Origin of the sequence: Enterobacter sp. SST3 (genome assembly GCF_000286655.1) — a bacterium.
Classification (GTDB): Bacteria; Pseudomonadota; Gammaproteobacteria; order Enterobacterales; family Enterobacteriaceae; genus Enterobacter; species Enterobacter roggenkampii.
In genome coordinates, this window is sequence record NZ_ALNS01000032.1 from 1 (window position 1) to 25,481 (window position 25,481).

Below are 25,481 nucleotides of genomic sequence, written 5' to 3' on the forward strand. Positions count from 1 at the left end.
CGGGTGGCGGCTTCGCCTTACCCGGCCTACACGCCACTCAACCGTAGGCCGGGTAAGCGAAGCGCCACCCGGCTTTGCATTTAAATCCACGACAAGAAGCCCCATATATGAAGAATGCAACGTTCTACCTTCTGGACAACGACACCCATCAGGATGGACTCAGCGCCGTCGAACAGCTGGTGTGTGAAATTGCCGCAGAACGTTGGCGCGCAGGCAAACGCGTGTTGATAGCCTGTGAAGATGAGCAGCAGGCGATTCGTCTCGATGAAGCGCTGTGGGCCCGCCCGCCTGAGAGCTTTGTTCCGCATAACCTGTCAGGCGAAGGGCCACGCGGCGGGGCGCCGGTGGAAATTGCCTGGCCGCAAAAGCGCAACAGCAGCGCGCGCGACATTCTGATTAGCCTGCGGATAGATTTTGCAGATTTTGCCACCGCTTTCACAGAAGTGGTAGACTTTGTACCTTACGAAGAATCCTTGAAACAACTGGCGCGCGAACGCTATAAAGCGTACCGCCTGGCTGGTTTTAACCTGAATACGGCAACCTGGAAATAATGGAAAAGACATATAACCCACGCGATATCGAACAGCCGCTTTACGAGCACTGGGAACAGCAGGGCTATTTCAAGCCTAACGGCGACGAAAGCAAAGAGTCCTTCTGCATCATGATCCCGCCGCCGAACGTCACCGGCAGTTTGCATATGGGTCATGCTTTCCAGCAGACCATCATGGACACCATGATCCGCTACCAGCGCATGCAGGGCAAAAACACCCTGTGGCAGGCGGGGACTGACCACGCGGGTATCGCGACCCAGATGGTGGTTGAGCGTAAAATTGCCGCTGAAGAAGGGAAAACCCGCCACGACTACGGTCGCGACGCGTTCATCGACAAAATCTGGCAGTGGAAAGCGGAATCTGGCGGCACCATTACCCGTCAGATGCGCCGTCTCGGCAACTCCGTGGACTGGGAGCGCGAGCGCTTCACCATGGATGAAGGCCTTTCCAACGCCGTGAAAGAAGTCTTCGTCCGCCTGTACAAAGAAGACCTGATTTACCGCGGCAAGCGCCTGGTTAACTGGGATCCAAAACTGCGCACCGCGATTTCCGATCTGGAAGTGGAAAACCGCGAGTCCAAGGGCTCCATGTGGCACATCCGCTATCCGCTGGCCGACGGCGCAAAAACCGCTGACGGTAAAGATTACCTGGTGGTCGCGACCACCCGTCCGGAAACCCTGCTGGGCGATACCGGCGTGGCCGTTAACCCGGAAGATCCGCGTTATAAAGATCTGATTGGCAAATTCGTGGTGCTGCCTCTGGTAAACCGCCGTATTCCGATTGTGGGCGACGAACATGCCGACATGGAAAAAGGCACCGGCTGCGTGAAAATCACCCCGGCGCACGACTTCAACGACTATGAAGTGGGTCGTCGTCACGCCCTGCCGATGATCAACATTCTGACCTTCGACGGAGATATCCGCGAAAGCGCAGAAGTGTACGACACCAAAGGCAACGAATCCGACGTTTATTCCAGCGACATCCCGGCCGAGTTCCAGAAGCTGGAACGCTTTGCCGCGCGTAAAGCGATTGTGGCTGCCGTTGACGCACTGGGCCTGCTGGAAGAGATCAAGCCTCACGACCTGACCGTGCCGTACGGCGACCGTGGTGGCGTGGTTATCGAGCCCATGCTGACCGACCAGTGGTACGTACGTGCCGACGTGCTGGCGAAACCGGCTGTGGAAGCGGTTGAAAACGGCAGCATTCAGTTCGTACCGAAGCAGTACGAAAACATGTACTTCTCCTGGATGCGCGATATTCAGGACTGGTGTATCTCCCGTCAGCTGTGGTGGGGTCACCGTATCCCGGCATGGTACGACAACGACGGCAACGTTTACGTTGGCCGCAGCGAAGATGAAGTGCGTCAGGAAAACAACCTGAGCGCAGACGTTGCCCTGCGTCAGGACGAAGACGTGCTGGATACCTGGTTCTCCTCCGCGCTGTGGACCTTCTCCACCCTCGGCTGGCCAGAAAACACCGACGCGCTGCGTCAGTTCCACCCAACCAGCGTGATGGTGTCCGGCTTCGATATTATCTTCTTCTGGATTGCCCGCATGATCATGATGACCATGCACTTCATCAAAGACGAAGACGGCAAGCCGCAGGTTCCGTTCCATACCGTCTACATGACCGGTCTGATCCGCGACGACGAAGGCCAGAAGATGTCCAAATCCAAGGGTAACGTCATCGACCCGCTGGATATGGTTGATGGTATCTCTCTGGAAGAGCTGCTGGAAAAACGCACCGGCAACATGATGCAGCCGCAGCTGGCGGAGAAAATCCGCAAGCGCACCGAGAAGCAGTTCCCGAACGGGATTGAGGCTCACGGTACCGACGCCCTGCGTTTCACCCTGGCGGCACTGGCCTCGACCGGTCGTGACATCAACTGGGACATGAAGCGTCTGGAAGGTTACCGTAACTTCTGTAACAAGCTGTGGAACGCCAGCCGCTTTGTGCTGATGAACACCGAAGATCAGGATTGCGGCTTCAACGGCGGCGAGATGACCCTCTCCCTGGCCGACCGCTGGATCCTGGCGGAATTCAACCAGACCGTGAAAGCGTTCCGCGACGCGCTGGACAGCTACCGCTTCGATATCGCGGCGGGCATTCTGTATGAATTCACCTGGAACCAGTTCTGTGACTGGTATCTGGAGCTGGCGAAGCCGGTCATGAACGGCGGCACTGAGGCGGAACTGCGCGGCACGCGCAACACGCTGATTACCGTTCTGGAAGGCCTGCTGCGCCTGGCGCATCCGGTTATTCCATTCATCACCGAGACCATCTGGCAGCGCGTGAAGGTGATTGCAGGCATCAACGCCGACACCATCATGCTGCAGCCGTTCCCGGCGTTCGATGCGGCTAAGGTTGATGAAGCGGCGTCTGCGGATACCGAGTGGCTGAAGCAGGCGATCGTGGCGGTACGTAACATTCGTGCTGAAATGAACATCGCGCCGGGCAAACCGCTGGAGCTGCTGCTGCGCGGCTGTAGCGAAGCGGCCGTTCGTCGCGTCACCGAGAACAACACCTTCCTGAAAACCATGGCGCGTCTGGAAAGCATCACCGTGCTGCCTGCTGATGACAAAGGTCCGGTTTCCGTGACCAAAATCATCGACGGCGCCGAGCTGCTGATCCCGATGGCGGGTCTGATCGACAAAGACGCTGAGCTGGCTCGTCTGGCGAAAGAAGTGGCGAAAGTCGACGTGGAAATTGGCAAAATCGAAAGCAAGCTGGCGAACGAAGGCTTTGTTGCCCGCGCGCCGGAAGCGGTCATCGCGAAAGAGCGTGAGCGTCTGGTTGCCTTCGCCGATGCGAAGACCAAGCTGATTGAGCAGCAGGCGGTTATCGCTGCCCTGTAATGCTTTTACCCCTTACGCTTCAGGGCGTAAGGGGTAACCTTCCTGAAAACTCCTCGCTTGCACTCCCCTTTCTGCGGTGCTATTAACAGCAGTTATGTGTCAATTTTTGTAATGAGTAATGCTATGAGCGTGATTACCCCCGTCGCGACGACGATGCGCCGGATCGCTGAGCAGGATAACCCGGCTATCGCCGCCGTTATTCGCACCGTTTCTGCCGAATATGGACTGACGGCTGACAAGGGCTACACGGTTGCCGACCCGAATCTGGACGCGCTTTTCCAGCTCTACAGCCAGCCTGGTCATGCCTACTGGGTCATCGAGCAGAACGGTCAGGTCGTGGGCGGCGGCGGCGTGGCGCCCCTCAGCTGCAGCGAGCCGGATATCTGCGAACTGCAGAAAATGTATTTCCTGCCAACGGCACGCGGACAAGGACTGGCAAAAAAGCTGGCGCTGATGGCGCTGGACCACGCGCGCAAGCAGGGTTTTACCCGCTGCTACCTTGAAACGACCGCCTTCCTCAAAGAGGCCATCGGCCTGTATGAACATCTGGGCTTTGAGCATATCGATGCGCCGCTGGGCTGTACCGGTCACGTTGATTGCGAAGTCAGAATGCTGAAAAGTCTGTAACTTTCGTTCCTGCCCTCTTCTGTTAAGCGGCTGTAAACTGAATGCTCTACACTCTCAGTTCACACCACAACGGGGGAAACACGATGTCGAAGATAAAAAGCTACGCCGCACCGCAGGCGGGTGCAGAACTTGAGCTGTACGAGTACGATGCGGGCGAACTAAAAGCAGAAGACGTCGAAGTACAGGTTGATTACTGCGGGATCTGCCACTCGGATCTCTCGATGATCGACAACGAATGGGGCTTCTCCAGCTATCCGCTGGTTGCCGGGCACGAAGTTATTGGCCGCGTCGTGGCGCTCGGTAGCGCCGCGCAGGACAAAGGGCTCAAAGTGGGCCAGCGCGTGGGCATTGGCTGGACGGCACGCAGTTGCGGTCACTGCGATGCCTGTATCAGCGGCAATCAAATCAACTGCCTCGAAGGCGCCGTTCCCACCATTCTCAACAAAGGTGGTTTTGCCGATAAACTGCGCGCCGACTGGCAATGGGTCATCCCGCTGCCGGACAGCATTGATATCGAATCCGCCGGTCCGCTGCTGTGTGGCGGCATCACCGTCTTCAAGCCGCTGCTGATGCACCATATCACCGCCACCAGCCGCGTCGGCGTCATCGGTATCGGCGGACTGGGGCATATTGCCATTAAGCTGCTGCACGCGATGGGCTGTGAAGTCACGGCGTTCAGCTCGAACCCGGCGAAAGAGAAAGAAGTGCTGGCGATGGGGGCGGATAAAGTGGTGAACAGCCGCGATCCGGACGCGCTGAACGCGCTGGCGGGCCAGTTTGACCTGATCATCAACACCGTGAACGTCGATCTCGACTGGCAGCCGTACTTTGAAGCGCTGGCCTACGGCGGTAACTTCCACACCGTGGGTGCGGTAATGAAGCCGCTGCCGGTTCCGGCGTTTACCCTGATCGGCGGGGATCGCAGCATCTCCGGTTCTGCAACCGGTACGCCGTACGAGCTGCGCAAACTGATGAAATTCGCCGGACGCACCAAAGTGGCGCCGACCACCGAACTGTATCCGATGTCAAAAATCAACGAAGCGATCCAGCACGTGCGCGACGGCAAAGCCCGCTACCGCGTGGTGCTGAAAGCAGATTTCTGATGTGAGTTTGCCGGGTGGCGGCTTCGCCTTACCCGGCCTACTTTCACTGCTGCGCCAATACGTTAAATACTTCCGCTACCGCGACCGCTCCCGGATCCATCACCCCATCCAGGTTCTCTTTATTGACATACGACGAGCGTCCCGCGCCGGCTTTCGCCATTTTCGACGTTGCTTCTGCGCCCTGCTGCGCGGCCTGCGCTGCCGCCTGAATATTGCCTTTCTGTAACGCCTCCAGCGCCGGTTGCAGCGCATCGATCAGCGTGCGATCGCCGAGATCCGCCCCGCCGTACTGCTTCATCTGCGCCAGCCCGCTCAGCAACGCTTCCGGTAGCGACTGGCCATCGTGAAGCTTTTGCCCGGCCGCGGTAAAGAAGATCGACATTAATACACCGCTCGATCCGCCCATCACCGTGGCCAGCCGCTCGCCAACCAGCAGCAGCAGCTTAGACACATCGTTAAGCGGGAGCGCGTTCTCCTCCAGGCGCTGCGCAATATCCCGCGCCCCTTGCGCAAAGGTAGAGCCGGTATCGCCATCCCCCACTTTAGCATCCAGCGCGTTCAGGCGGTTTTCGAGCTGGAGCAGCGTTGTCGACACGGAGGAGACAAACGCACGCACCTGTGGATTGTCAGACGGAGTGTGCTCCACACGGTCATGAATGGCGCTATGCGCCACGGTGCGCAGTGGCGCAAATGCGACGGGCTTCTGCCAGCCCAGCGTCTCGACGTCGGCGTGAATCGCCTTTTCAAAGAAATCGTTGAGCTTCAGCAGCGTCAGAGAAAAGCCTTTCATATCCAGCGCGCTGACCAGTGGCGCAGGGCCAATCAGGTACGCGATATTCTCTTTCAGCGCCGAGTGCGCCAGCTCTTTGGTCAGCAGCGCCATCTCCAGCGCCGATACGCCGCCAAGATTGTTAATCAGCACCGCAAAACGCCCCTCCCCCGCCTGCGCGCGTAACGGCGTCACCAGGGTGTCGATAACGGCTTTGCTGTTTTGCGTATCCACCACGGAAGCCCCGGGCTCGCCGTGAATGCCCAGGCCCAGCTCGACATGGCCTTGCTTAATGCGCCCCTCTTCATCGTCGCTGCCCGGCAGGTTGCACGTTTGCATCGCTACGCCCAGGCTCCAGAGGTTATCGCAGGCCTGTTGCGCAATATCCCGCACCTCGCTCAGCGATTTCCCCTGTTCCGCCGCATAGCCCGCAATCTTGTGCACCAGTGCCGTGCCGGCAATACCGCGCGGCTGCTTGTTATCCGGCAGCGCGATATCGTCCGCCACAATCACCATCTCCACCTTCAGGCCGAAGCGTTTGGCCTTTTCAGCGGCCAGGCCGAAGTTCAGGCGGTCGCCGGTGTAGTTTTTGACGATCAGCAGACAGCCGCGATCGCCCGTGACCGCGACGATGGCATTCAGTACCGCATCCACGCTCGGCGAGGCAAACAGATCGCCGCACACTGCCGCCGTCAGCATCCCTTTGCCAACAAACCCGGCGTGTGCGGGTTCATGGCCTGAGCCGCCGCCGGAAATTACCGCCACGCGGCTTTTATCCCAGTCGCCGCGCGCGACGATCCGGATGGCCGGATCGATATCAAGCTTGACGAGATTGGCATGTGGCGCAGAAAGCAGTATGCCTTCAATGGCATCGTTGACCAGCTGTTTGCGATCGTTAAAGAAGAATCTGGACATAGTTTCCCACTATTTTGTGAACCGTATGCAAAAGCATAGTCCGCGCTGGATAATGCGCCGCAAAGTCAGCAATTTACTCAGCCGTTTTACCGTCAGGTTGCCTATACTCCACCCAGGACTACGAGAGGAAGCGCATCATGAGTACACCATTGTTAATTGCCCGGACGCTGGAAAAAGAGCTCTATTTACTGCCCGCGATGGCGAACCGCCACGGTCTGATCACCGGCGCGACCGGGACGGGGAAAACCGTCACCCTGCAAAAGCTGGCGGAGTCGCTTTCAGAGATTGGCGTACCGGTCTTTATGGCTGACGTAAAAGGCGATTTAACCGGTGTGGCTCAGGAAGGGACCGCCTCTGAAAAACTGCTCGAACGGTTGAAGAATATCGGCATCACGGACTGGACGCCGCACGGTAACCCGGTGGTGGTATGGGACATCTTCGGTGAAAAAGGCCACCCGGTGCGCGCCACCGTCTCCGATCTCGGTCCCTTGCTGCTGGCCCGTTTGCTTAACCTCAACGACGTGCAGTCCGGCGTATTGAATATCATCTTCCGTATTGCCGATGACCAGGGGTTGCTGCTGCTTGATTTCAAAGATCTGCGCGCCATTACGCAGTACATCGGCGATAACGCCAAATCCTTCCAGAACCAGTACGGCAACATCAGCAGCGCCTCGGTGGGCGCAATTCAGCGTGGCCTACTGACGCTGGAGCAACAGGGTGCCGAGCACTTCTTCGGCGAGCCAATGCTGGATATCAAAGACTGGATGCGCACCGACAGCAGCGGAAAAGGGATTATTAACATCCTGAGCTCCGAAAAGCTCTACCAGATGCCGAAACTCTACGCCGCCAGCCTGCTGTGGATGCTCTCTGAACTTTACGAACAGCTGCCAGAGGCGGGCGACCTTGAGAAGCCGAAGCTGGTGTTCTTCTTTGATGAAGCGCACCTGCTGTTTAACGATGCACCGCAGGTGCTGCTGGACAAGATCGAGCAGGTTATCCGCCTGATCCGCTCCAAAGGCGTCGGCGTCTGGTTTGTCTCGCAAAACCCGTCGGATATCCCCGATAACGTGCTGGGACAACTCGGTAACCGCGTACAGCACGCCCTGCGCGCCTTCACGCCGAAAGATCAAAAAGCGGTAAAAGCCGCTGCGCAAACCATGCGCGCCAATCCGGCCTTTGATACCGAAGCCGCCATTCAGGCGCTGGGCACCGGTGAAGCGCTGATCTCGTTCCTCGATGCGAAGGGTAGCCCGTCCGTAGTGGAACGCGCCATGGTCATTGCACCTTGCTCGCGCATGGGGCCGGTGACCGACGATGAGCGCAACGGCCTGATTAACCACTCTCCGGTTTACGGGAAATATGAAGACGAGGTGGATCGCGAGTCCGCGTTCGAGATGCTGCAAAAAGGAGTCCAGGCGACAACGGAATCGCAGGATGCGCCTGCCGCTAAAGGGCAGTCTGTCGCCGTGGATGACGGCATTCTTGGCGGACTCAAAGACATCCTGTTCGGCAGCACCGGGCCGCGCGGCGGCAAACGCGACGGCGTAGTGCAGACGATGGCGAAAAGCGCCGCGCGACAGGTCACCAATCAGATCGTGCGCGGCATGCTGGGGAGTTTGTTAGGCGGCCGTCGCCGGTAGACGCGGAACCCACGGGCGGCCCAGCGCCGAACCCTGTACGCCGTTCTCCTGCAGGTAGCGGTCAATTTCCACCATCCCCGTCCAGCGGTTCTCACACCACAGCGGTGCCAGAAGCGTTGGACGGCGGGCGCTGGCCGAGATGCGGTGGTAGACAATCTCCGCTGGCGTGTGGCGAATAATCTCCCCCGCCGTCACCGTATAGTCCTCAAGCTCGATACCGCTTAACCGCCCGGCCTCCCAGGCTTTCGCCATAATGCTGCCCTTCACGATATGCAGCGGATGAAGCTTGATGCCGTCCACGCCGGTTTCAACGACTTTTTCCAGGGTTTCAAGGCCATGCTGTTGACCTTCACCGGGCAGACCGACAATCAGATGTGAACAGACCTTCAGCCCGCGCTCGCGTGCCAGCCGCGTGGTGCGCTGGTAGCAGGCGAAATCATGGCCACGGTTGATACGGTGCAGCGTTTTATCATGTGCCGTTTGCAAGCCCAGCTCCAGCCAGATCTCGTAGCCTTGTTCTTTGTACTCGCTGAGCAGGTCCAGCACCGCGTCCGGTACGCAGTCCGGGCGGGTTCCCACGCACAGCCCAACGATACTGGCCTGGCTGACGGCCTGCTGATACATCGATCGCAATACCTGCACCTCCGCCCACGTGCTGGTGTAAGCCTGAAAATAGGCCAGATACTGCTTCGCACGGTTCACCAGGCTGGCCTGGTGGGCAAGCTGCTCAGCGATAGAATGGTGCTGCTGCGCCTCATCGGCAAACGACGCGACGTTACAGAAGGTGCAGCCTCCGCGCCCGATGGTGCCGTCGCGATTCGGGCAGCTAAACCCGCCGTGCAGCGTCAGCTTATGAACCTTTTGCCCGTAGCGCTGCAAAAGATCCCCACCAAACATATTGACTAATTTCTGTAACTGCATAATCTGATAGACCGTCCCGGAGAAAGGGGACAAGCCTGCCATTTTTAGCCTCTGTCGGCGATGACCTGGATCAATCGCCCTGGACGGCCTTTATCTATATGAATAAATACTCAGGATTACTGCAATTTCATTCACGCCGCATGTGATTACTTTTCCTTATGTTCTGATTGTTTTTTTCATTTATAGCGCCATCACTGAAAAACAGTGTGTTTATGCGGGTTTGCGGCCAATGCCAGATTATTGTTCTGCTATAAAACCGCTATTCAGCACGCTACATGGATAATACCGCTTTCATATAGTGAGTCAGATCACACTCCGCTGTGCTCTTTCAGGGCATTCATTCAATGTAAAATTAGTTAAATAACCTTAAAATACAAACAGATAAACTCTCTTTAGCACATTTTTGTATAAATAAGATTGCCATTTGACCTGTGTACCAATTCCCGATAAGTTGGAAATCCGCTGGAAGCTTTCTGGATGAGCGGCCTGCTCATCATATTTATGCAGTAATTGAGATTCCCTCTGAAGCAAGTCCTCAAACTTGTTTACCTGCGCGAAAGGATGAAAAAGAGGGCGAATGCGAGGTCCGCGTATGAAACGCAAACCCCGTCGCCATGCTCTTTCTGTGCCTGTGCGCCACGGTAAAGTTCAGTGGGAAGCCCGACGAGCCTGGGGAGGTTCACTGATATGTTGTACGATAAATCCCTTGAGAAGGATAACTGTGGTTTCGGCCTGATCGCCCACATAGAAGGCGAACCTAGCCACAAGGTGGTGCGTACCGCTATTCACGCACTGGCCCGTATGCAGCACCGTGGCGCCATTCTTGCCGATGGTAAAACTGGCGACGGTTGCGGCCTGCTGCTGCAAAAACCGGATCGTTTCTTCCGCATCGTGGCGGAAGAGCGCGGCTGGCGTTTAGCCAAAAACTACGCTGTCGGCATGCTGTTCCTGAACCAGGATCCTGAAAAAGCTGCCGCCTCACGCCGCATCGTTGAAGAAGAACTTCAGCGTGAAACCCTGTCGATTGTCGGCTGGCGCGATGTGCCAACCAACGAAGGGGTGCTCGGTGAAATCGCCCTCTCCTCGCTGCCTCGTATTGAACAGATTTTCGTCAACGCGCCTGCGGGCTGGCGTCCGCGTGATATGGAACGCCGTCTGTTTATCGCCCGCCGCCGCATTGAAAAACGTCTCCAGGACGATAAAGAGTTCTACGTCTGTAGCCTCTCTAACCTGGTGAACATCTATAAAGGTCTGTGTATGCCGGCTGACCTGCCGCGCTTCTACCTGGACCTGGCGGACCTGCGTCTGGAATCGGCCATTTGCCTGTTCCACCAGCGCTTCTCCACCAACACCGTTCCACGCTGGCCGCTGGCTCAGCCGTTCCGCTACCTGGCACACAACGGTGAGATCAACACTATTACCGGTAACCGCCAGTGGGCCCGCGCCCGTACCTACAAGTTCCAGACGCCATTGATCCCTGACCTGCATGATGCCGCGCCGTTCGTGAACGAAACCGGCTCGGACTCCAGCTCGATGGATAACATGCTGGAACTGCTGCTGGCGGGCGGGATGGATATCGTGCGCGCCATGCGTCTGCTCGTGCCGCCGGCCTGGCAGAACAACCCGGATATGGACCCTGAGCTTCGCGCGTTCTTCGACTTTAACTCCATGCACATGGAGCCGTGGGACGGCCCGGCGGGCATCGTCATGTCCGACGGTCGTTTCGCTGCCTGTAACCTGGACCGTAACGGCCTGCGTCCGGCGCGCTACGTCATCACCAAAGATAAGCTCATCACCTGCGCCTCTGAAGTCGGCATCTGGGATTACCAGCCTGACGAAGTGGTCGAGAAAGGCCGCGTCGGTCCGGGCGAGCTGATGGTGATCGACACCCGCAGTGGACGCATCCTGCACTCCGCCGAAACCGATAACGATCTGAAGAGCCGCCATCCGTACAAAGAGTGGATGGAGAAAAACGTGCGTCGTCTGGTGCCGTTTGAAGATCTGTCGGATGAAGAAGTGGGCAGCCGCGAGCTGGACGATGACACCCTCGCCAGCTACCAGAAGCAGTTTAACTACAGCGCGGAAGAGCTGGACTCCGTCATCCGCGTGCTCGGTGAGAACGGCCAGGAAGCGGTCGGCTCGATGGGTGACGATACCCCGTTTGCCGTGCTCTCCAGCCAGCCGCGCATCATTTACGACTACTTCCGCCAGCAGTTTGCGCAGGTCACCAACCCGCCAATCGATCCGCTGCGTGAAGCCCACGTGATGTCGCTGGCCACCAGCATCGGTCGCGAGATGAACGTCTTCTGCGAGGCCGAAGGCCAGGCGCACCGTCTGACCTTTAAATCGCCGATCCTGCTGTACTCCGATTTCAAACAGCTTACCACCATGAAAGAGGAGCACTATCGCGCCGACACGCTCGATATTACCTTCGACGTGAACGACGCGAGCCTCGAAGAGACGGTGAATGCGCTGTGCGACAAAGCCGAACAGATGGTGCGTAACGGTACCGTGCTGCTGGTATTGTCCGACCGCAACATCGCGAAAAACCGTCTGCCGGTGCCTGCACCAATGGCGGTGGGCGCTATCCAGACGCGTCTGGTGGATAAGAGCCTGCGCTGCGACGCCAACATCATTGTTGAAACCGCCAGCGCGCGCGACCCGCACCACTTTGCCGTGCTGTTAGGCTTTGGCGCGACGGCGATCTATCCGTACCTGGCCTATGAAACGCTGGCCCGTCTGGTGGATACCCGCGCGATCGACAAAGATTACCGCGCGGTGATGCTGAACTACCGTAACGGCATCAACAAAGGTCTGTACAAGATCATGTCCAAAATGGGCATCTCGACCATTGCCTCCTACCGCTGCTCGAAGCTGTTTGAAGCGGTCGGCCTGCATGATGAGGTCGCCAACCTTTGCTTCCAGGGCGTGGTCAGCCGCATCGGCGGCGCCGGTTTTGCTGACTTCCAGCAGGATCTGGTGAACCTGTCCAAGCGCGCCTGGCTGGCACGTAAGCCGCTGGATCAGGGCGGTCTGCTGAAATACGTTCACGGCGGCGAGTATCATGCCTACAACCCTGACGTGGTGCGCACGCTGCAGCAGGCGGTTCAGAGCAGCGAATACCGTGATTATCAGCAGTACGCTGAGCTGGTGAACAACCGTCCGGCGGCGACGCTGCGCGACCTCATTGCCCTGAATCCGGGTGATGAAGCGGTCAGCATTGACGAAGTCGAACCGGCATCCGAACTGTTCAAACGCTTCGATACCGCGGCGATGTCCATCGGCGCGCTGAGCCCGGAAGCCCACGAGGCGCTGGCGGAAGCCATGAACAGCATCGGTGGCAACTCTAACTCCGGCGAAGGCGGTGAAGATCCTGCCCGTTACGGCACCAACAAAGTGTCCCGTATCAAGCAGGTGGCATCCGGCCGCTTTGGCGTGACGCCAGCGTACCTGGTCAACGCCGACGTGATTCAGATTAAAGTCGCTCAGGGTGCGAAACCGGGCGAAGGCGGTCAGCTGCCGGGTGATAAAGTTACCCCGTACATCGCCAAACTGCGCTACTCGGTACCGGGCGTGACGCTGATCTCCCCGCCGCCGCACCACGATATCTACTCTATCGAGGATCTGGCGCAGCTGATTTTCGACCTGAAGCAGGTCAACCCGAAAGCGATGATCTCCGTGAAGCTGGTTTCCGAACCGGGCGTCGGCACCATTGCCACCGGCGTGGCGAAGGCCTATGCGGACCTTATCACCATCGCCGGTTATGACGGTGGTACCGGCGCAAGCCCGCTCTCCTCCGTGAAATATGCGGGCTGCCCGTGGGAACTTGGCCTGGTGGAAACCCAGCAGGCGCTGGTGGCTAACGGTCTGCGTCACAAGATCCGTCTGCAGGTGGACGGTGGCCTGAAAACCGGCCTCGACATCATCAAGGCGGCGATTCTGGGTGCGGAAAGCTTTGGCTTCGGTACCGGCCCAATGGTTGCGCTCGGCTGTAAATACCTGCGTATTTGCCACCTGAACAACTGCGCAACCGGCGTTGCAACCCAGGACGAGAAGCTGCGTAAGAACCACTACCACGGCCTGCCGTTCAAAGTGACCAACTACTTTGAGTTCATCGCCCGTGAAACCCGCGAGCTGATGGCGCAGCTGGGCGTGAAGCGTCTGGTGGACCTGATTGGCCGTACCGACCTGCTGAAAGAGCTGGAAGGCTTCACCGCCAAGCAGCAGAAGCTGGAGCTGTCTAAGCTGCTGGAAACCGCGCAGCCGCATCCTGGCAAAGCGGTCTACTGCACCGAGAACAACCCGCCGTTCGACAACGGCGTGCTGAACGCGCAGCTGCTGCAGCAGGCGAAACCGTATGTGGACGACAAGCAGAGCAAAACGTTCTGGTTTGATATCCGCAACACCGACCGTTCCGTGGGTGCCTCCCTCTCCGGCTACATCGCGCAGACGCACGGTGACCAGGGGCTGGCAGCCGATCCGATTACCGCGCACTTCAGCGGTACTGCGGGTCAGAGCTTCGGCGTGTGGAACGCAGGCGGCGTTGAGCTGTACCTGACCGGCGATGCCAACGACTACGTCGGCAAAGGCATGGCGGGCGGTCTTCTGGCGGTACGTCCTCCGGTCGGCTCAGCCTTCCGCAGCCATGAAGCCAGCATTATCGGTAACACCTGCCTGTACGGCGCAACCGGCGGTCGTCTTTTTGCCGCGGGCCGTGCGGGCGAGCGTTTTGCGGTGCGTAACTCCGGTGCTATCACCGTGGTGGAAGGCATTGGCGATAACGGTTGTGAATACATGACGGGCGGGATTGTTTGCGTTCTGGGTAAAACCGGCGTGAACTTCGGCGCAGGCATGACGGGCGGTTTTGCCTACGTCCTGGATGAAGACGGTGAGTTCCGTAAACGCGTGAACCCTGAACTGGTAGAAGTGCTGGACGTTGACACGCTGGCCATTCACGAAGAACACCTGCGCGGTTTGATTACCGAACACGTGCAGCATACCGGTTCTTCGCGCGGCGAAGAGATCCTGGCGAACTGGCCGGCGTTCTCTGCGAAATTCGCGCTGGTTAAGCCGAAGTCCAGCGATGTTAAAGCCCTGTTGGGTCACCGTAGTCGTAGCGCAGCAGAGCTGCGCGTGCAGGCGCAGTAAGGAATTCAGATGAGCCAGAACGTATACCAGTTTATCGACCTGCAGCGTGTTGATCCGCCAAAGAAACCGCTGAAGATCCGCAAAATTGAATTTGTTGAAATCTACGAGCCGTTTTCAGAAGGCCAGGCCAAAGCACAGGCAGACCGCTGCCTGTCCTGCGGTAACCCTTACTGCGAATGGAAATGTCCGGTACACAACTACATCCCTAACTGGCTGAAGCTGGCCAACGAAGGACGTATTTTTGAAGCCGCCGAGCTGTCTCACCAGACCAACACCCTGCCGGAAGTGTGCGGCCGAGTGTGCCCTCAGGATCGTCTGTGCGAAGGTTCCTGTACGCTGAACGACGAGTTTGGCGCGGTGACCATCGGCAACATCGAGCGCTATATCAACGATAAAGCGTTTGAGATGGGCTGGCGTCCGGATATGACCGGCGTGAAGCAAACCAACAAGCGCGTGGCGATCATCGGCGCGGGCCCGGCGGGCCTGGCCTGTGCGGACGTGCTGACCCGCAACGGCGTGAAGGCGGTGGTCTTTGACCGCCATCCGGAGATTGGTGGCCTGCTGACCTTTGGTATCCCGGCCTTTAAGCTGGAGAAAGAGGTCATGACCCGTCGCCGTGAAATCTTCACCGGCATGGGCATTGAGTTCAAACTGAACACAGAAGTGGGCCGCGACGTACAGCTCGACGATCTGCTGAAGGATTACGACGCCGTGTTCCTGGGCGTGGGTACTTATCAGTCCATGCGCGGTGGTCTGGAAAACGAAGACGCGCCGGGCGTTTATGACGCGCTGCCGTTCCTGATTGCCAACACCAAGCAGATTATGGGTTATGGTGAAACCGCCGATGAGCCGTTCGTCAGCATGGAAGGCAAACGCGTGGTGGTGCTGGGCGGCGGTGATACCGCGATGGACTGCGTGCGTACCTCCATTCGTCAGAATGCGGCGCACGTGATCTGCGCCTACCGTCGTGACGAAGAGAACATGCCGGGCTCTAAGCGCGAAGTGAAAAACGCGCGTGAAGAGGGCGTAGAATTCCAGTTCAACATCCAGCCTCTGGGTATTGAAGTGAATGCCAACGGTAAAGTGAGCGGCGTGAAGATGGCGCGCACTGAGATGGGCGCTCCGGATGCGAAAGGCCGTCGTCGCGCGGAAATCGTGGCAGGCTCCGAGCACGTGATCCCCGCTGACGCCGTGGTGATGGCGTTCGGTTTCCGCCCTCACAGCATGGAATGGCTGGCGAAGCACAGCGTTGAGCTGGACTCGCAGGGCCGTATTATTGCGCCAGAAGGCAGCGATAATGCCTTCCAGACCAGCAACCCGAAAATCTTCGCCGGTGGCGATATCGTTCGCGGTTCCGACCTGGTGGTGACGGCGATTGCCGAAGGGCGCAAAGCGGCTGACGGGATACTGAACTACCTGGAAGTGTAAAAAAAAAGGGAATAAACCTTCCGGTTTATTCCCTTTGTTACCTACAGTGTAATCAAAAAAATTTCAGATATTTCAGCATGAAGGTTGCCAGCCTATCAATGCTTGAGTCAGCTGCAAGAAAAAAACAGGCATTTCATTGGCGATAGAAATAATGAAGAGCTATTTTTTACTCACCGAAATGCTACCTCGTCAGCAGAGTCTAGGTTAAGTCACTTTCCAGTACGGTTTGATCGGTGATGCGGCTAAACGCATTGTCATCCAGCACAGGTGATAGCGTGACCCGGAAATTCATCTGCTGGCCTGAAGGCACCTGATTATTATCAACCGCAATAACCGCTTCATTATTACGCACATAAAACGGCGAAGGCGTGCCGCTTTGCGGAGTAAAACCGAGCTGATCGACCGTTTTGCCGACGGTGTAATTTTTACCGTCGATGGTCATATCATCGATTTTAACCGCCATCCCGCCAGACTGGCCGAATGTGAAGCGCCCTTTATCGCCTGCCGTCCCCTGTAACAACACCGCCATTTGCTGCGGCTGCGGGCAGTAAACATTAACGTTGAGGGTACGGTCCGCCATTTTGTGCCAGTTCTGCTGGGTTTTATCGATATTATCTCGACGCATTTCATGGTAATCCACCACCGGCTGCGAAAGCGATATTTGGCAATCTTCCGCATTTGCAGTCGCCACGAAGAAAAGTATCCCCAGCGCTGTTAATCCTACTGTTTGTTGATAATTCATCGGCATACTCCGTTTACTTCTTCATAGAAGGCGTCTTCATTGCGTTTCTCAGGAAGAGCGAAATCGAGTTTGCACAAACGATTGTTGTTGGCGTCCATGGCGTACAGCGCCGGTAACTGATCCGCATCGTTGATAAAGACATGACCATCATCAACGACCGTCACAATGTAGTTGTCCTTCTCATCCACGATTGCCAGCCCTTTTCTCAGCGGCTGACCATCGGTTTGCTTCATACGCAGCATCACACGTCGGCTGTTCAGCACCTTGAAATCAAGCTCGCTGACTGAAGCGTGACCTGCGGCGATATATCGGGTGCCGTTTGCCAGCGTCATATTCTGCGGCAGCTTGTTGGCATCCACTTCTATACGCGAATTGCGCCACTCGTTTAGCGAAGGTACAACCGCCTGTCCCCAGGCATCGGTCCAGACCGTACCCTGTGGCGTAGCGATTTCTACCCCGCTTTTCTTCTCGCTCAGTCTGGCAATCGCAAAGGTATCGCGAATCGCATACGGCGAGAACGTCACGCCATTTTTGTGCATAGCGATGCCGCCCGCCAGGGTGGCGTTATAGTTACGCTGGTGATCACCATTGCTGCCACCACCCACGCTCAGCTGGGTGTAATGCAGGTTGGTGTTAAGGTTACCGTTGAAGCTATTATCGCTGGACGACTGGTCACGATCGGCGGCGATATAGTAGTGTGTGTTTTCGCCCAGCGAACCGCTGTTGGCCACACCGTAAGTGGTATTGTCGCCCTGCTTGCGCATGTAAGTGCTGACAGACTGCCCCGGACTCAGCGGAATGCTGACGTTGATGTACAGCATTTCATCATCCTGGTCGTCATCGACGTTGCCCACAGCGCTTTGCCAGTTGGCGGTAACGCTGGCATATTTAAATGTCTTACCCCACGACAGAAGCAGATAGCGGGAATCCTCAGAGTTCCCGCTGCTCTGGTTATAGTTGAAGCCTGCTGAGAAAACGCCTGCCAGACCGGATGAGAAACGTATGCTGCCGGAGTAGGCGTTATCGTACCCCTGATAGTCATCGTCCATCGCTTCTGCCATCTCACGGTAGCCGCCGCTGTAGTGCGTCGCGCTGGTGGAAAGCGATACATGGGAGGAAAGCGTAAGATCGCTTCCTAGCTCGGTTTTAAGTCCACTGTTGCTGTCACCAAACGACTCTTTGCTTGCCGCAACCGTCGTGGAAACAGACCAAAGATCGCTGATAAGAAAATCGGTACGACCGCCAGCTGCCTGGTAATCTTGAGCGGCAGTACCGGAGGCCAGAAGGTTCATCCACGGGAAAATGCGCCAGCCGTCGGAAACGTTCATCACCAGCGGATCGCTGTAGTCGCTATCGATACTGCGCACCTGACCGGCAGACACGGTAAGCCCCTGCGGGCGAGAAAGATTTCGCTGCTTCACAGCGGCAGCAGGAACAATAAAGTGATTCGTGGAGCCGTCCGACTCTACGACGGAAACGTCTAAATCGACGTTGTTACGCGCAACCGGCACGTCATCCAGCGTAAATGGTCCCGCGGGCACGAGCGTACTGAAGATCAGCTGATTGTTCTGGCGAATCTCCACGCGAGCCTGGGAGGAACGGGCAATGCCTGACACGCTGACGCCGCTGCCGTCTTTTGTCAGCCCGCTAGTCGGCAAAAGCTGGATACCGGTAATGGGTATGCCGCTCAGCACATTAGACATGGCATTAATTTCACCGACCTGCATGGTTAACTTCTGCGGGACAAAAACATGCTCTGCATAGGTGTAAATGCTGTCAGCATTTTTCTTGCCATTGTCATCCGTCAGGATGTAATTACTGCGAAGCGACCAGTCAAATGCGTTAAAACCCGCTTCCAGATTGGCCTGCGAATAGCGGGTTTTGTCGCTACCGCCATATTCGTTACGGGTGCTGAAAAGCGAATAGTTGAGCATCCCGGCGGCACCGCCGTGCTGGAAGTTTCGGATATCCGACGACAGGCTGTTTACCGCTTCAGGCGGCAGATACAACTCAACGGCTTCCTGGTTTGGCAACGCGTTGATTACCGCTTTCGGGTAGTCGTCGCGGATGTTGTGGCACGCCTCGCCTGCCTTCAGGGGGACTGGCATGAGGCCTGCGAAATCAAGCAGATCGTTATCAAAACACAGCACGCCGTCCTTATTGAAACGGACGGCGGCCATTCCGCGATCTTCACCATTCACTTTAACGTTCACGGAATGGGTTCCGGGCAGAAAACGCGGTGCTTCAGCGAAATAATGGTTCAAGTCGCTCGATAACCCCAGCGTTTTCATTACCCCCGTATCAAACGTCACTTCCCTTGCGAGTACGGAGGCGGAGTCAAACATCATCAGAGGCAAGGTGCCGCAGAGAACTGCGCGGACACAAAGTGCAATACGGCTTTTTTTATTCACCGTTTGATCCCTATATTATTTATTTAATTCTGAGGTAAAACTCGGCACTTCAATGCCATAACGGCTGGCCGGGAAAAATTTAACGTGGCTGTCACCGCTGCTCGTTTTGTTCAACGCAGCCGTCATCGTCTCACCTGGCAGAAGGTAAGTTTTGGAAAGCGTGGCGTTTGCGCCTGAAGGTTGTAATACGACTTTTTGTGCCAGACGAACAACGTACTTACTTGGGTTGGTTACTTTTACAGAAGATCCGACCGTAGACCATTTGAGGTATTTCCACGCATCCGTCACGACCCCCAGCGTAGCCGGGCGTATTAGCACTGGAATATCCTGGCGAATATTAATGCCAATTTTAATTTTTTTATCGTCATTTTTTGGTGGAATACCGTCAAATGTGACGCGTTTTAAATGCTCAACATCCAGCGGCTGCTTGCTTTGCAAAATAAAACGAAGCTGCTGCGTTTGGCCCGGCTCAAGGCGAACTACAGGCTGCGTGACGATCAACTTAAGCCCCTGGTCGTCCGGCAGGTCTACAACGTTCGTATATAATAAGGATGGGTGTGAATCCGTATTTTTTACGTTAATGGTACCGCTGTGTGTGGCTTCATCAATAATTAGCAGGCTGGTTTCTGGCACCATACCTTCTGCATGCACCGCAAAATTGGCGGAAAATAAAGCGACAGTAAAAAGTGTTTTAAATATATTCGACCTTATGCATTGCATAATATTATCTCCTTGATAGCCCAACGGAACATTCCATGTTTATCGTGCTGTTAAAAAGAGAGTAAATGCAGAACATTCACTCTCTGGATTATTTTAAAATTACTTTTACTCAATAAAGTCTTACAGATAACGCAGGCTGATGGTCAACTGACCGTCAAGCTGAGTATCGTCCGTAATCGCCAGAGTTGTGGTGTCCTGAAGAGCCAGTGAAGTTGCCAGCGGGAAGGTCGCGGTCTGGAAGGCCAGCGGATCCAGAGAACCTGCAGACGCAACGGTGAAGTCACGAATATGGCTGCCCTGAGAAGAACCGTTGGTGGATTTGGTCCAGGTACCCGTCGCGTTCTGCTGATAGATTGGATCTACCGCAGCACCATCAGCCGTTACGCTGTCTACTTTAACTAGCAGAGCGTAAGAGCCAATGTTAACGCCACCCGCGGTTTTGCCCACACCGTAAGTTTGGCTAGCGCCTTTAATAATACCACCACCAAACATACCGTTTTCTACGGTCAGACCCGCGTTAGTATCAGCGCGATCGTCAACCATATTCCAGGACACTTTTGTTGCTGCGGTGCAGTTAATGGTCAGATCGATATTCTTCTGTCCCAACTGGTTGACAGCAGAAGCGTTCAGACTGCCCAAATTAATTGTACCGTAGTCAACAGTACCGCCGTTGCTTAATACTGGCGTACATGCTGCATTCGTCAGCGTACCTTTAACCTTCAGTACAGCTGAAGGGTCTGCAGCAAATGCTGAAGTCACACACAGAGAAAGCGCAGTAGCGAGTAAAACTTTTTTCACTTGTTAATCCTTAACATATGAGTAATTGCAATATTTAACCCAGTAATGATAAATACCTTTACCAGTTACTGATTGTCGTCATGCTTGTCAGCATGTGCACATAGTATTGTTTTTATAAATACATGCAATTTAGCAAAATTAACTATTCTATTAAGGATAACCACAAAATGATTTTTTCCTTATTTTATTAAGAAATTACCCAATCAAAAAAGAGATCAACATCAAAAAAATAATATTACTCAGAATTCCTCTTTACTTTTCTCATCGTTTTGATATTAGTTCACACCTCATTTATTCATGGGGTTTATAAATCTATTTAATTATTAATCAAGCAATGAAGAAACAAGAGATATAAACAATGCTTATTTAAAAATATTACAACGGTAGATTGATACAGAAATAAAAAAGCCAGTGATATCACTGGCTTTTTACAAACGGCGCAAGCGGATTTATTTCACAACGCGTAGCGCTGGGCGACCACCGCGCGGAGGCGGATCGTCATCAGGGTCATTGTCATCTTGATGATCGGGTTTGTCGCCATCGATAATTGACATCACCGTGTCGCTTTCACGCTCATCAGATGCGTTGTCATCATTCAGGCTGGCAACGTCTTCATCATATGCCGCTTCCGGCTCGAACATGGTACCCGCACCGTTTTCACGCGCGTAGATAGCCAGCACAGCAGCCAGCGGTACGGAAACCTGGCGCGGTACGCCGCCGAAACGCGCGTTGAAGCGCACTTTATCGTTTGCCAGCTCCAGGTTACCCACCGCGCGCGGGGCGATGTTCAGTACAATCTGTCCGTCACGTGCGTATTCCATTGGAACCAGCACGCCCGGCAACGTCACATCCACAACCAAGTGCGGCGTGAGCTGGTTATCCAGCAGCCATTCATAGAAGGCGCGCAGCAGATACGGACGGCGTGGGGTAAGTTGTGACATTTCCACAGTCATTAGCCTCGGCCGAGACGCATTTCACGTTCCGGTTCAGTTAAAGATGCCAGGAAAGAGTCGCGCTCAAAGACGCGAGTCATGTAGCCCTTCAGCTCTTTCGCGCCAGGACCGCTGAACTCTACGCCCAGGATTGGCAGACGCCACAGCAGCGGTGCCAGGTAGCAATCCACCAGGCTGAATTCATCGCTCAGGAAGAACGGTTTCTGACCAAACACCGGGGCGATTGCCAGCAGCTCTTCACGCAGTTGCTTACGCGCAGCGTCAGCTTCGGCAGCGGATCCGCTGGTAATCACGTTCATCAGCGAATACCAGTCTTTTTCGATACGCTGCATGTACAGGCGGCTTTCACCACGCGCAACAGGGTAAACAGGCATCAGCGGCGGATGCGGGAAACGCTCATCCAGGTATTCCATAATGATACGGGATTCCCACAGGGTCAGCTCGCGATCCACCAGCGTCGGTACGCTTTGGCTCGGGTTGAGATCGATCAGATCCTGAGGCGGGTTATCCTTTTCCACATGCTCGATCTCAAAACTGACACCCTTCTCGGCCAGCACGATACGAACCTGATGGCTATAAATGTCAGTAGGACCAGAAAACAGCGTCATTACCGAACGTTTGTTGGCAGCGACAGCCATGAAAACCTCCAGGTATATTCAGAATTTTTACTGCTACCAGCCCAACAGGGGCCAGCCAGATGTTGTATCGCCCATCCCAGAGAAGACACATTGTTCAAGAATCGAACAAAAATCGAGTATTCACCGATATTTGGGCAGAAAATTGGATGATAGTTTACCAGATTTTGATGGCTTTGTGGTGAGGGGATTCTGGAAATGTGGAAAAAGAGAAGATATATGCATGGATATTGTGGATAACCTGCGCATTATCCATAAAAAAACCCGCCGAAGCGGGTTTTTCGCCAATCGTTCTGCGTAAGCAGAATGGATTAACGTTTGGAGAACTGTGGACGACGACGTGCTTTACGCAGACCCACTTTCTTACGTTCAACCTGACGCGCGTCACGAGTAACGAAGCCAGCTTTACGCAGTTCAGAACGCAGGGATTCGTCGTACTCCATCAGAGCGCGGGTGATACCGTGACGGATCGCACCTGCCTGACCGGAGATACCACCACCTTTAACGGTGATGTACAGATCCAGTTTTTCTACCATATCAACCAGTTCCAGCGGCTGGCGAACTACCATGCGGGCAGTTTCGCGACCGAAGTACTGTTCCAGAGAACGCTGGTTGATTACGATTTTACCACTGCCCGGTTTGATGAAAACGCGAGCTGCGGAACTTTTGCGGCGACCAGTGCCGTAGTATTGATTTTCAGCCATTGCCTATAATCCCGATTAGATGTCAAGAACTTGCGGTTGCTGTGCCGCGTGGTTGTGCTCGTTGCCTGCGTAAACTTTCAGTTTACGGAACATAGCACGACCCAGCGGGCCTTTTGGCAGCATGCCTTTAACCGCGATTTCAATCACACGCTCAGGACGGCGAGCAATCATCTCTTCAAAGGTCGCTTCTTTGATACCACCGATGTGGCCGGTGTGGTGGTAGTACATTTTGTCAGTACGCTTGTTGCCGGTAACAGCAACTTTGTCAGCGTTCAGAACGATGATGTAATCACCGGTATCAACGTGCGGAGTGTATTCCGCTTTGTGCTTACCGCGCAGGCGACGAGCCAGTTCAGTAGCCAGACGGCCCAGAGTTTTACCGGTCGCGTCAACAACATACCAGTCGCGCTGTACGGTTTCTGGTTTAGCTGTAAAAGTTTTCATTAAAAGCTTACCCAAATAATAAGTTACACGTTGGTGAACACCCAAACGTTTAGTCAGTTGAGGTTCACACGACAAAGTCCGGCAAACCTACCCCTTCGAATAGCACATGCCGACACATAGAAAGTTTCGGGAAAAAAACCTTCTCGTAACGTGGGGTCGCAAGATTATAGAGAAGTTGAGGTCAAAGATCGACCCTTAAATGTGATTCACATTGGGTTTTTCGAGGCGGTGGAAAATGCCGGGTGGCGGCTGCGCCTTACCCGGCCTACAAGTCCCCCTTCACAGGGAGAGGGTGGCGTTTATGGCATATGCTCCAGCTTCAGGTATTCCTCGCTCTGCATCTCCTGCAGGCGAGACAGGCAGCGCTGGAACTCAAACTTTAGCCGCTCCCCCTGGTAGATCTCATATAAAGGAACCTCGGCGCTAATCACCAGCTTAACGTGGCGCTCGTAAAACTCGTCCACCATCGCGATGAAGCGCCGCGCCTCGCTCTCCATCAGCCGCGTCATCACCGGCACATCCAGCACCATCACGGTGTGGAACAGACGTGAAAGCGCAATGTAGTCGTGCTGGCTGCGGGCATCAACGCACAGCGTCGTAAAGGAGACCGCCAGCGTTTGGTTTTCAACGCCGAGCGTTGGCAGCGGGCGATGGTTAATCTCGAGTTCCGGGGCGTGCTCGCGTTTTGCCCCCGCCAGCGCCAGCCAGAGTTTATCCATCTCGCGGGTGGTCTCTGCATTTAACGGCGAGAGCCACAGGTGCGCCTGGGTTAAGGTGCGCAGGCGATAATCGACACCGGCATCAACGTTCATAATGTCACAATGCTGCTTAATGGCGTCGATGGCAGGCAGGAAGCGTGCCCGCTGCAGGCCGTTGCGGTAAAGCTCATCCGGCGGAATATTCGACGTGGCCACCAGCGTGATCCCGCGGGCAAAAAGCGCTTTCATCAGGCCGCCTAACAGCATGGCATCGGTGATGTCAGACACAAAAAATTCATCGAAACAGAGCACGTCCGTTTCCGCCTTGAACCTGTCGGCCACAATCTCCAGCGGATCGCTTTTACCCTGCAGCGCAGTCAGCTCTTCATGCACACGCAGCATAAAGCGGTGGAAGTGCAGACGCTGTTTACGCGCCCCCGGCAGGCTCTGGTAGAACATGTCCATCAGCCAGGTTTTTCCGCGACCGACCCCTCCCCACATATAAAGACCGCGCACCGGCGCGTGGGCCTGTGGCGTTTTTTTTCCGAGCAACCGTCCAAATGCCGCCTTTAGCCCGCCATTCTGTTCGGTTTCAGCGGGTTTGGCCGTGAGTTCCTGATAAATCATCTCCAGACGACTTACCGCCTCACGCTGTACGTCATCCGGCTGATGAGTGCCCTCGTTTAGGGCCAGTTGATATCGCGATGCAGGGGACAGGTTTTGCATAATCTTATTGTTATTCCTTCAATTAACGCTCACCAGCAGACGTGACTGATGAAAAAAAGGCCGTTCTACACTACGCGATGATACGTCAGGATTCCACTTCTACGGAAATAGCGGTTATAGTGGCATTATCAGGCACAGGCAGGAGCCGAGCCAACACCCTACGGAACAACAAGACAACGGGAGAAGTTCATGACCTGGGAATATGCGCTAATCGGTTTAGTCGTCGGCATCGTCATCGGTGCTGTGGCCATGCGTTTCGGTAATCGCAAATTGCGTCAGCAGCAGTCACTGCAGTACGAACTGGAAAAGAACAAAGCCGAGCTGGAAGAGTATCGTGAAGAGCTGGTCAGCCATTTTGCCCGTAGCGCCGAGCTGCTGGACAACATGGCGACCGACTATCGTCAGCTGTATCAGCATATGGCAAAAAGCTCCAGCAGCCTGCTGCCGGAAATGACGGCGGAAACCAATCCGTTCCGCAACCGTCTGGCAGACTCTGAAGCCGGTAACGACCAGGCGCCTGTTCAGATGCCTCGCGACTATTCAGACGGCGCGTCCGGCCTGCTGCGCGGCGGTGTAAAACGCGATTAATCGCACAACCTGAATTTATTTTACGGGCGCAGCGATTGCGCCCGTCCTTTCTTCCTGACCCCAGCTATCATTTAGTTAAACACCTCATTGTTCAGCGGTTTAAAA

19 protein-coding genes are annotated in these 25,481 nt (G+C 55.4%); 8 read left to right on the top strand and 11 right to left on the bottom strand.

What is annotated here, in order from left to right; translation table 11 throughout:
- Nucleotides 1-107: 107 nt before the first annotated feature.
- The 4 genes from holC to ahr all read left to right on the top strand — a co-directional run bounded on the left by holC (nucleotide 108) and on the right by ahr (nucleotide 5,136).
- Nucleotides 108-551, top strand: a complete 444-nt coding sequence (holC, locus tag B498_RS03835) for a DNA polymerase III subunit chi (protein ID WP_008502815.1) — start codon at nucleotides 108-110, stop codon at nucleotides 549-551.
- The gene (locus B498_RS03830; protein WP_008502816.1) at nucleotides 551-3,406 is read left to right on the top strand and encodes a valine--tRNA ligase; all 2,856 of its coding nucleotides are present in this window, start codon (nucleotides 551-553) and stop codon (nucleotides 3,404-3,406) included. Before holC ends, B498_RS03830 begins: the two co-directional genes overlap by 1 nt.
- 123 nt (nucleotides 3,407-3,529) lie before the next feature.
- Nucleotides 3,530-4,033, top strand: coding sequence for a GNAT family N-acetyltransferase (locus tag B498_RS03825; protein ID WP_008502817.1), 504 nt, complete (start codon nucleotides 3,530-3,532; stop codon nucleotides 4,031-4,033).
- Between the two features lie 83 nt (nucleotides 4,034-4,116).
- Nucleotides 4,117-5,136 carry an NADPH-dependent aldehyde reductase Ahr gene (gene ahr, locus B498_RS03820; protein ID WP_008502818.1) on the top strand — a complete coding sequence of 340 codons (1,020 nt, stop codon included), beginning with the start codon at nucleotides 4,117-4,119 and terminating at the stop codon, nucleotides 5,134-5,136.
- A gap of 43 nt (nucleotides 5,137-5,179) precedes the next feature.
- Here the strand turns inward: ahr and B498_RS03815 are convergent, their stop codons facing one another.
- Complete coding sequence (locus B498_RS03815) at nucleotides 5,180-6,820, bottom strand: dihydroxyacetone kinase subunit DhaK (RefSeq protein ID WP_008502819.1); 1,641 nt, start codon at nucleotides 6,818-6,820, stop codon at nucleotides 5,180-5,182.
- Between the two features lie 137 nt (nucleotides 6,821-6,957).
- On the opposite strand from B498_RS03815, the gene B498_RS03810 reads away from it, so the two are divergent.
- Nucleotides 6,958-8,460, top strand: coding sequence for a helicase HerA-like C-terminal domain-containing protein (locus B498_RS03810; protein ID WP_008502820.1), 1,503 nt, complete (start codon nucleotides 6,958-6,960; stop codon nucleotides 8,458-8,460).
- Here B498_RS03810 and B498_RS03805 read toward each other — a convergent pair.
- A complete protein-coding gene (locus B498_RS03805; protein WP_102000900.1) occupies nucleotides 8,440-9,381 on the bottom strand; it encodes a TIGR01212 family radical SAM protein in 942 nt (313 codons plus the stop codon). The two genes, B498_RS03810 and B498_RS03805, sit on opposite strands and share 21 nt — an antisense overlap.
- Before the next feature lie 687 nt (nucleotides 9,382-10,068).
- Between B498_RS03805 and gltB the strand changes: the two genes are divergently transcribed.
- Together gltB and gltD are read left to right on the top strand one after the other, a co-directional pair.
- Nucleotides 10,069-14,529: a glutamate synthase large subunit gene (gene gltB / locus B498_RS03800; protein ID WP_008502823.1), complete on the top strand. Its 4,461-nt coding sequence runs from the start codon at nucleotides 10,069-10,071 to the stop codon at nucleotides 14,527-14,529.
- A 9-nt stretch (nucleotides 14,530-14,538) separates the two neighbouring features.
- Nucleotides 14,539-15,957 carry a glutamate synthase subunit GltD gene (gene gltD, locus B498_RS03795; RefSeq protein ID WP_008502824.1) on the top strand — a complete coding sequence of 473 codons (1,419 nt, stop codon included), beginning with the start codon at nucleotides 14,539-14,541 and terminating at the stop codon, nucleotides 15,955-15,957.
- A gap of 199 nt (nucleotides 15,958-16,156) precedes the next feature.
- Here gltD and B498_RS03790 read toward each other — a convergent pair whose 3' ends face one another.
- From B498_RS03790 to zapE, 9 genes are all read right to left on the bottom strand, one after another.
- The gene (locus tag B498_RS03790; protein ID WP_008502825.1) at nucleotides 16,157-16,699 is read right to left on the bottom strand and encodes a membrane protein; all 543 of its coding nucleotides are present in this window, start codon (nucleotides 16,697-16,699) and stop codon (nucleotides 16,157-16,159) included.
- Nucleotides 16,696-19,047 carry a fimbrial biogenesis usher protein gene (locus B498_RS03785; protein ID WP_199557851.1) on the bottom strand — a complete coding sequence of 784 codons (2,352 nt, stop codon included), beginning with the start codon at nucleotides 19,045-19,047 and terminating at the stop codon, nucleotides 16,696-16,698. The genes B498_RS03790 and B498_RS03785 overlap by 4 nt, the downstream gene beginning before the upstream one ends.
- 78 nt (nucleotides 19,048-19,125) lie before the next feature.
- The gene (locus B498_RS03780; protein ID WP_008502827.1) at nucleotides 19,126-19,830 is read right to left on the bottom strand and encodes a fimbria/pilus chaperone family protein; all 705 of its coding nucleotides are present in this window, start codon (nucleotides 19,828-19,830) and stop codon (nucleotides 19,126-19,128) included.
- A 120-nt stretch (nucleotides 19,831-19,950) separates the two neighbouring features.
- Nucleotides 19,951-20,628 carry a DUF1120 domain-containing protein gene (locus tag B498_RS03775; protein ID WP_008502828.1) on the bottom strand — a complete coding sequence of 226 codons (678 nt, stop codon included), beginning with the start codon at nucleotides 20,626-20,628 and terminating at the stop codon, nucleotides 19,951-19,953.
- 449 nt (nucleotides 20,629-21,077) lie between these two features.
- Nucleotides 21,078-21,575 (bottom strand): ClpXP protease specificity-enhancing factor, encoded by a 498-nt coding sequence (gene sspB / locus B498_RS03770; RefSeq protein ID WP_032623061.1) that lies wholly within the window; start codon nucleotides 21,573-21,575, stop codon nucleotides 21,078-21,080.
- Between the two features lie 5 nt (nucleotides 21,576-21,580).
- A complete protein-coding gene (sspA, locus tag B498_RS03765; protein ID WP_008502830.1) occupies nucleotides 21,581-22,219 on the bottom strand; it encodes a stringent starvation protein SspA in 639 nt (212 codons plus the stop codon).
- 308 nt (nucleotides 22,220-22,527) lie between these two features.
- Complete coding sequence (gene rpsI, locus B498_RS03760; protein ID WP_003860436.1) at nucleotides 22,528-22,920, bottom strand: 30S ribosomal protein S9; 393 nt, start codon at nucleotides 22,918-22,920, stop codon at nucleotides 22,528-22,530.
- Nucleotides 22,921-22,935: 15 nt separating this feature from the next.
- On the bottom strand, nucleotides 22,936-23,364 hold the full coding sequence (rplM, locus tag B498_RS03755) for a 50S ribosomal protein L13 (protein WP_003860434.1): 429 nt from the start codon (nucleotides 23,362-23,364) through the stop codon (nucleotides 22,936-22,938).
- Nucleotides 23,365-23,663: 299 nt separating this feature from the next.
- Nucleotides 23,664-24,788: a cell division protein ZapE gene (gene zapE / locus B498_RS03750; protein ID WP_008502831.1), complete on the bottom strand. Its 1,125-nt coding sequence runs from the start codon at nucleotides 24,786-24,788 to the stop codon at nucleotides 23,664-23,666.
- A gap of 189 nt (nucleotides 24,789-24,977) precedes the next feature.
- On the opposite strand from zapE, the gene zapG reads away from it, so the two are divergent.
- Nucleotides 24,978-25,376, top strand: coding sequence for a Z-ring associated protein ZapG (gene zapG, locus B498_RS03745; protein WP_008502832.1), 399 nt, complete (start codon nucleotides 24,978-24,980; stop codon nucleotides 25,374-25,376).
- Nucleotides 25,377-25,481: the final 105 nt, after the last annotated feature.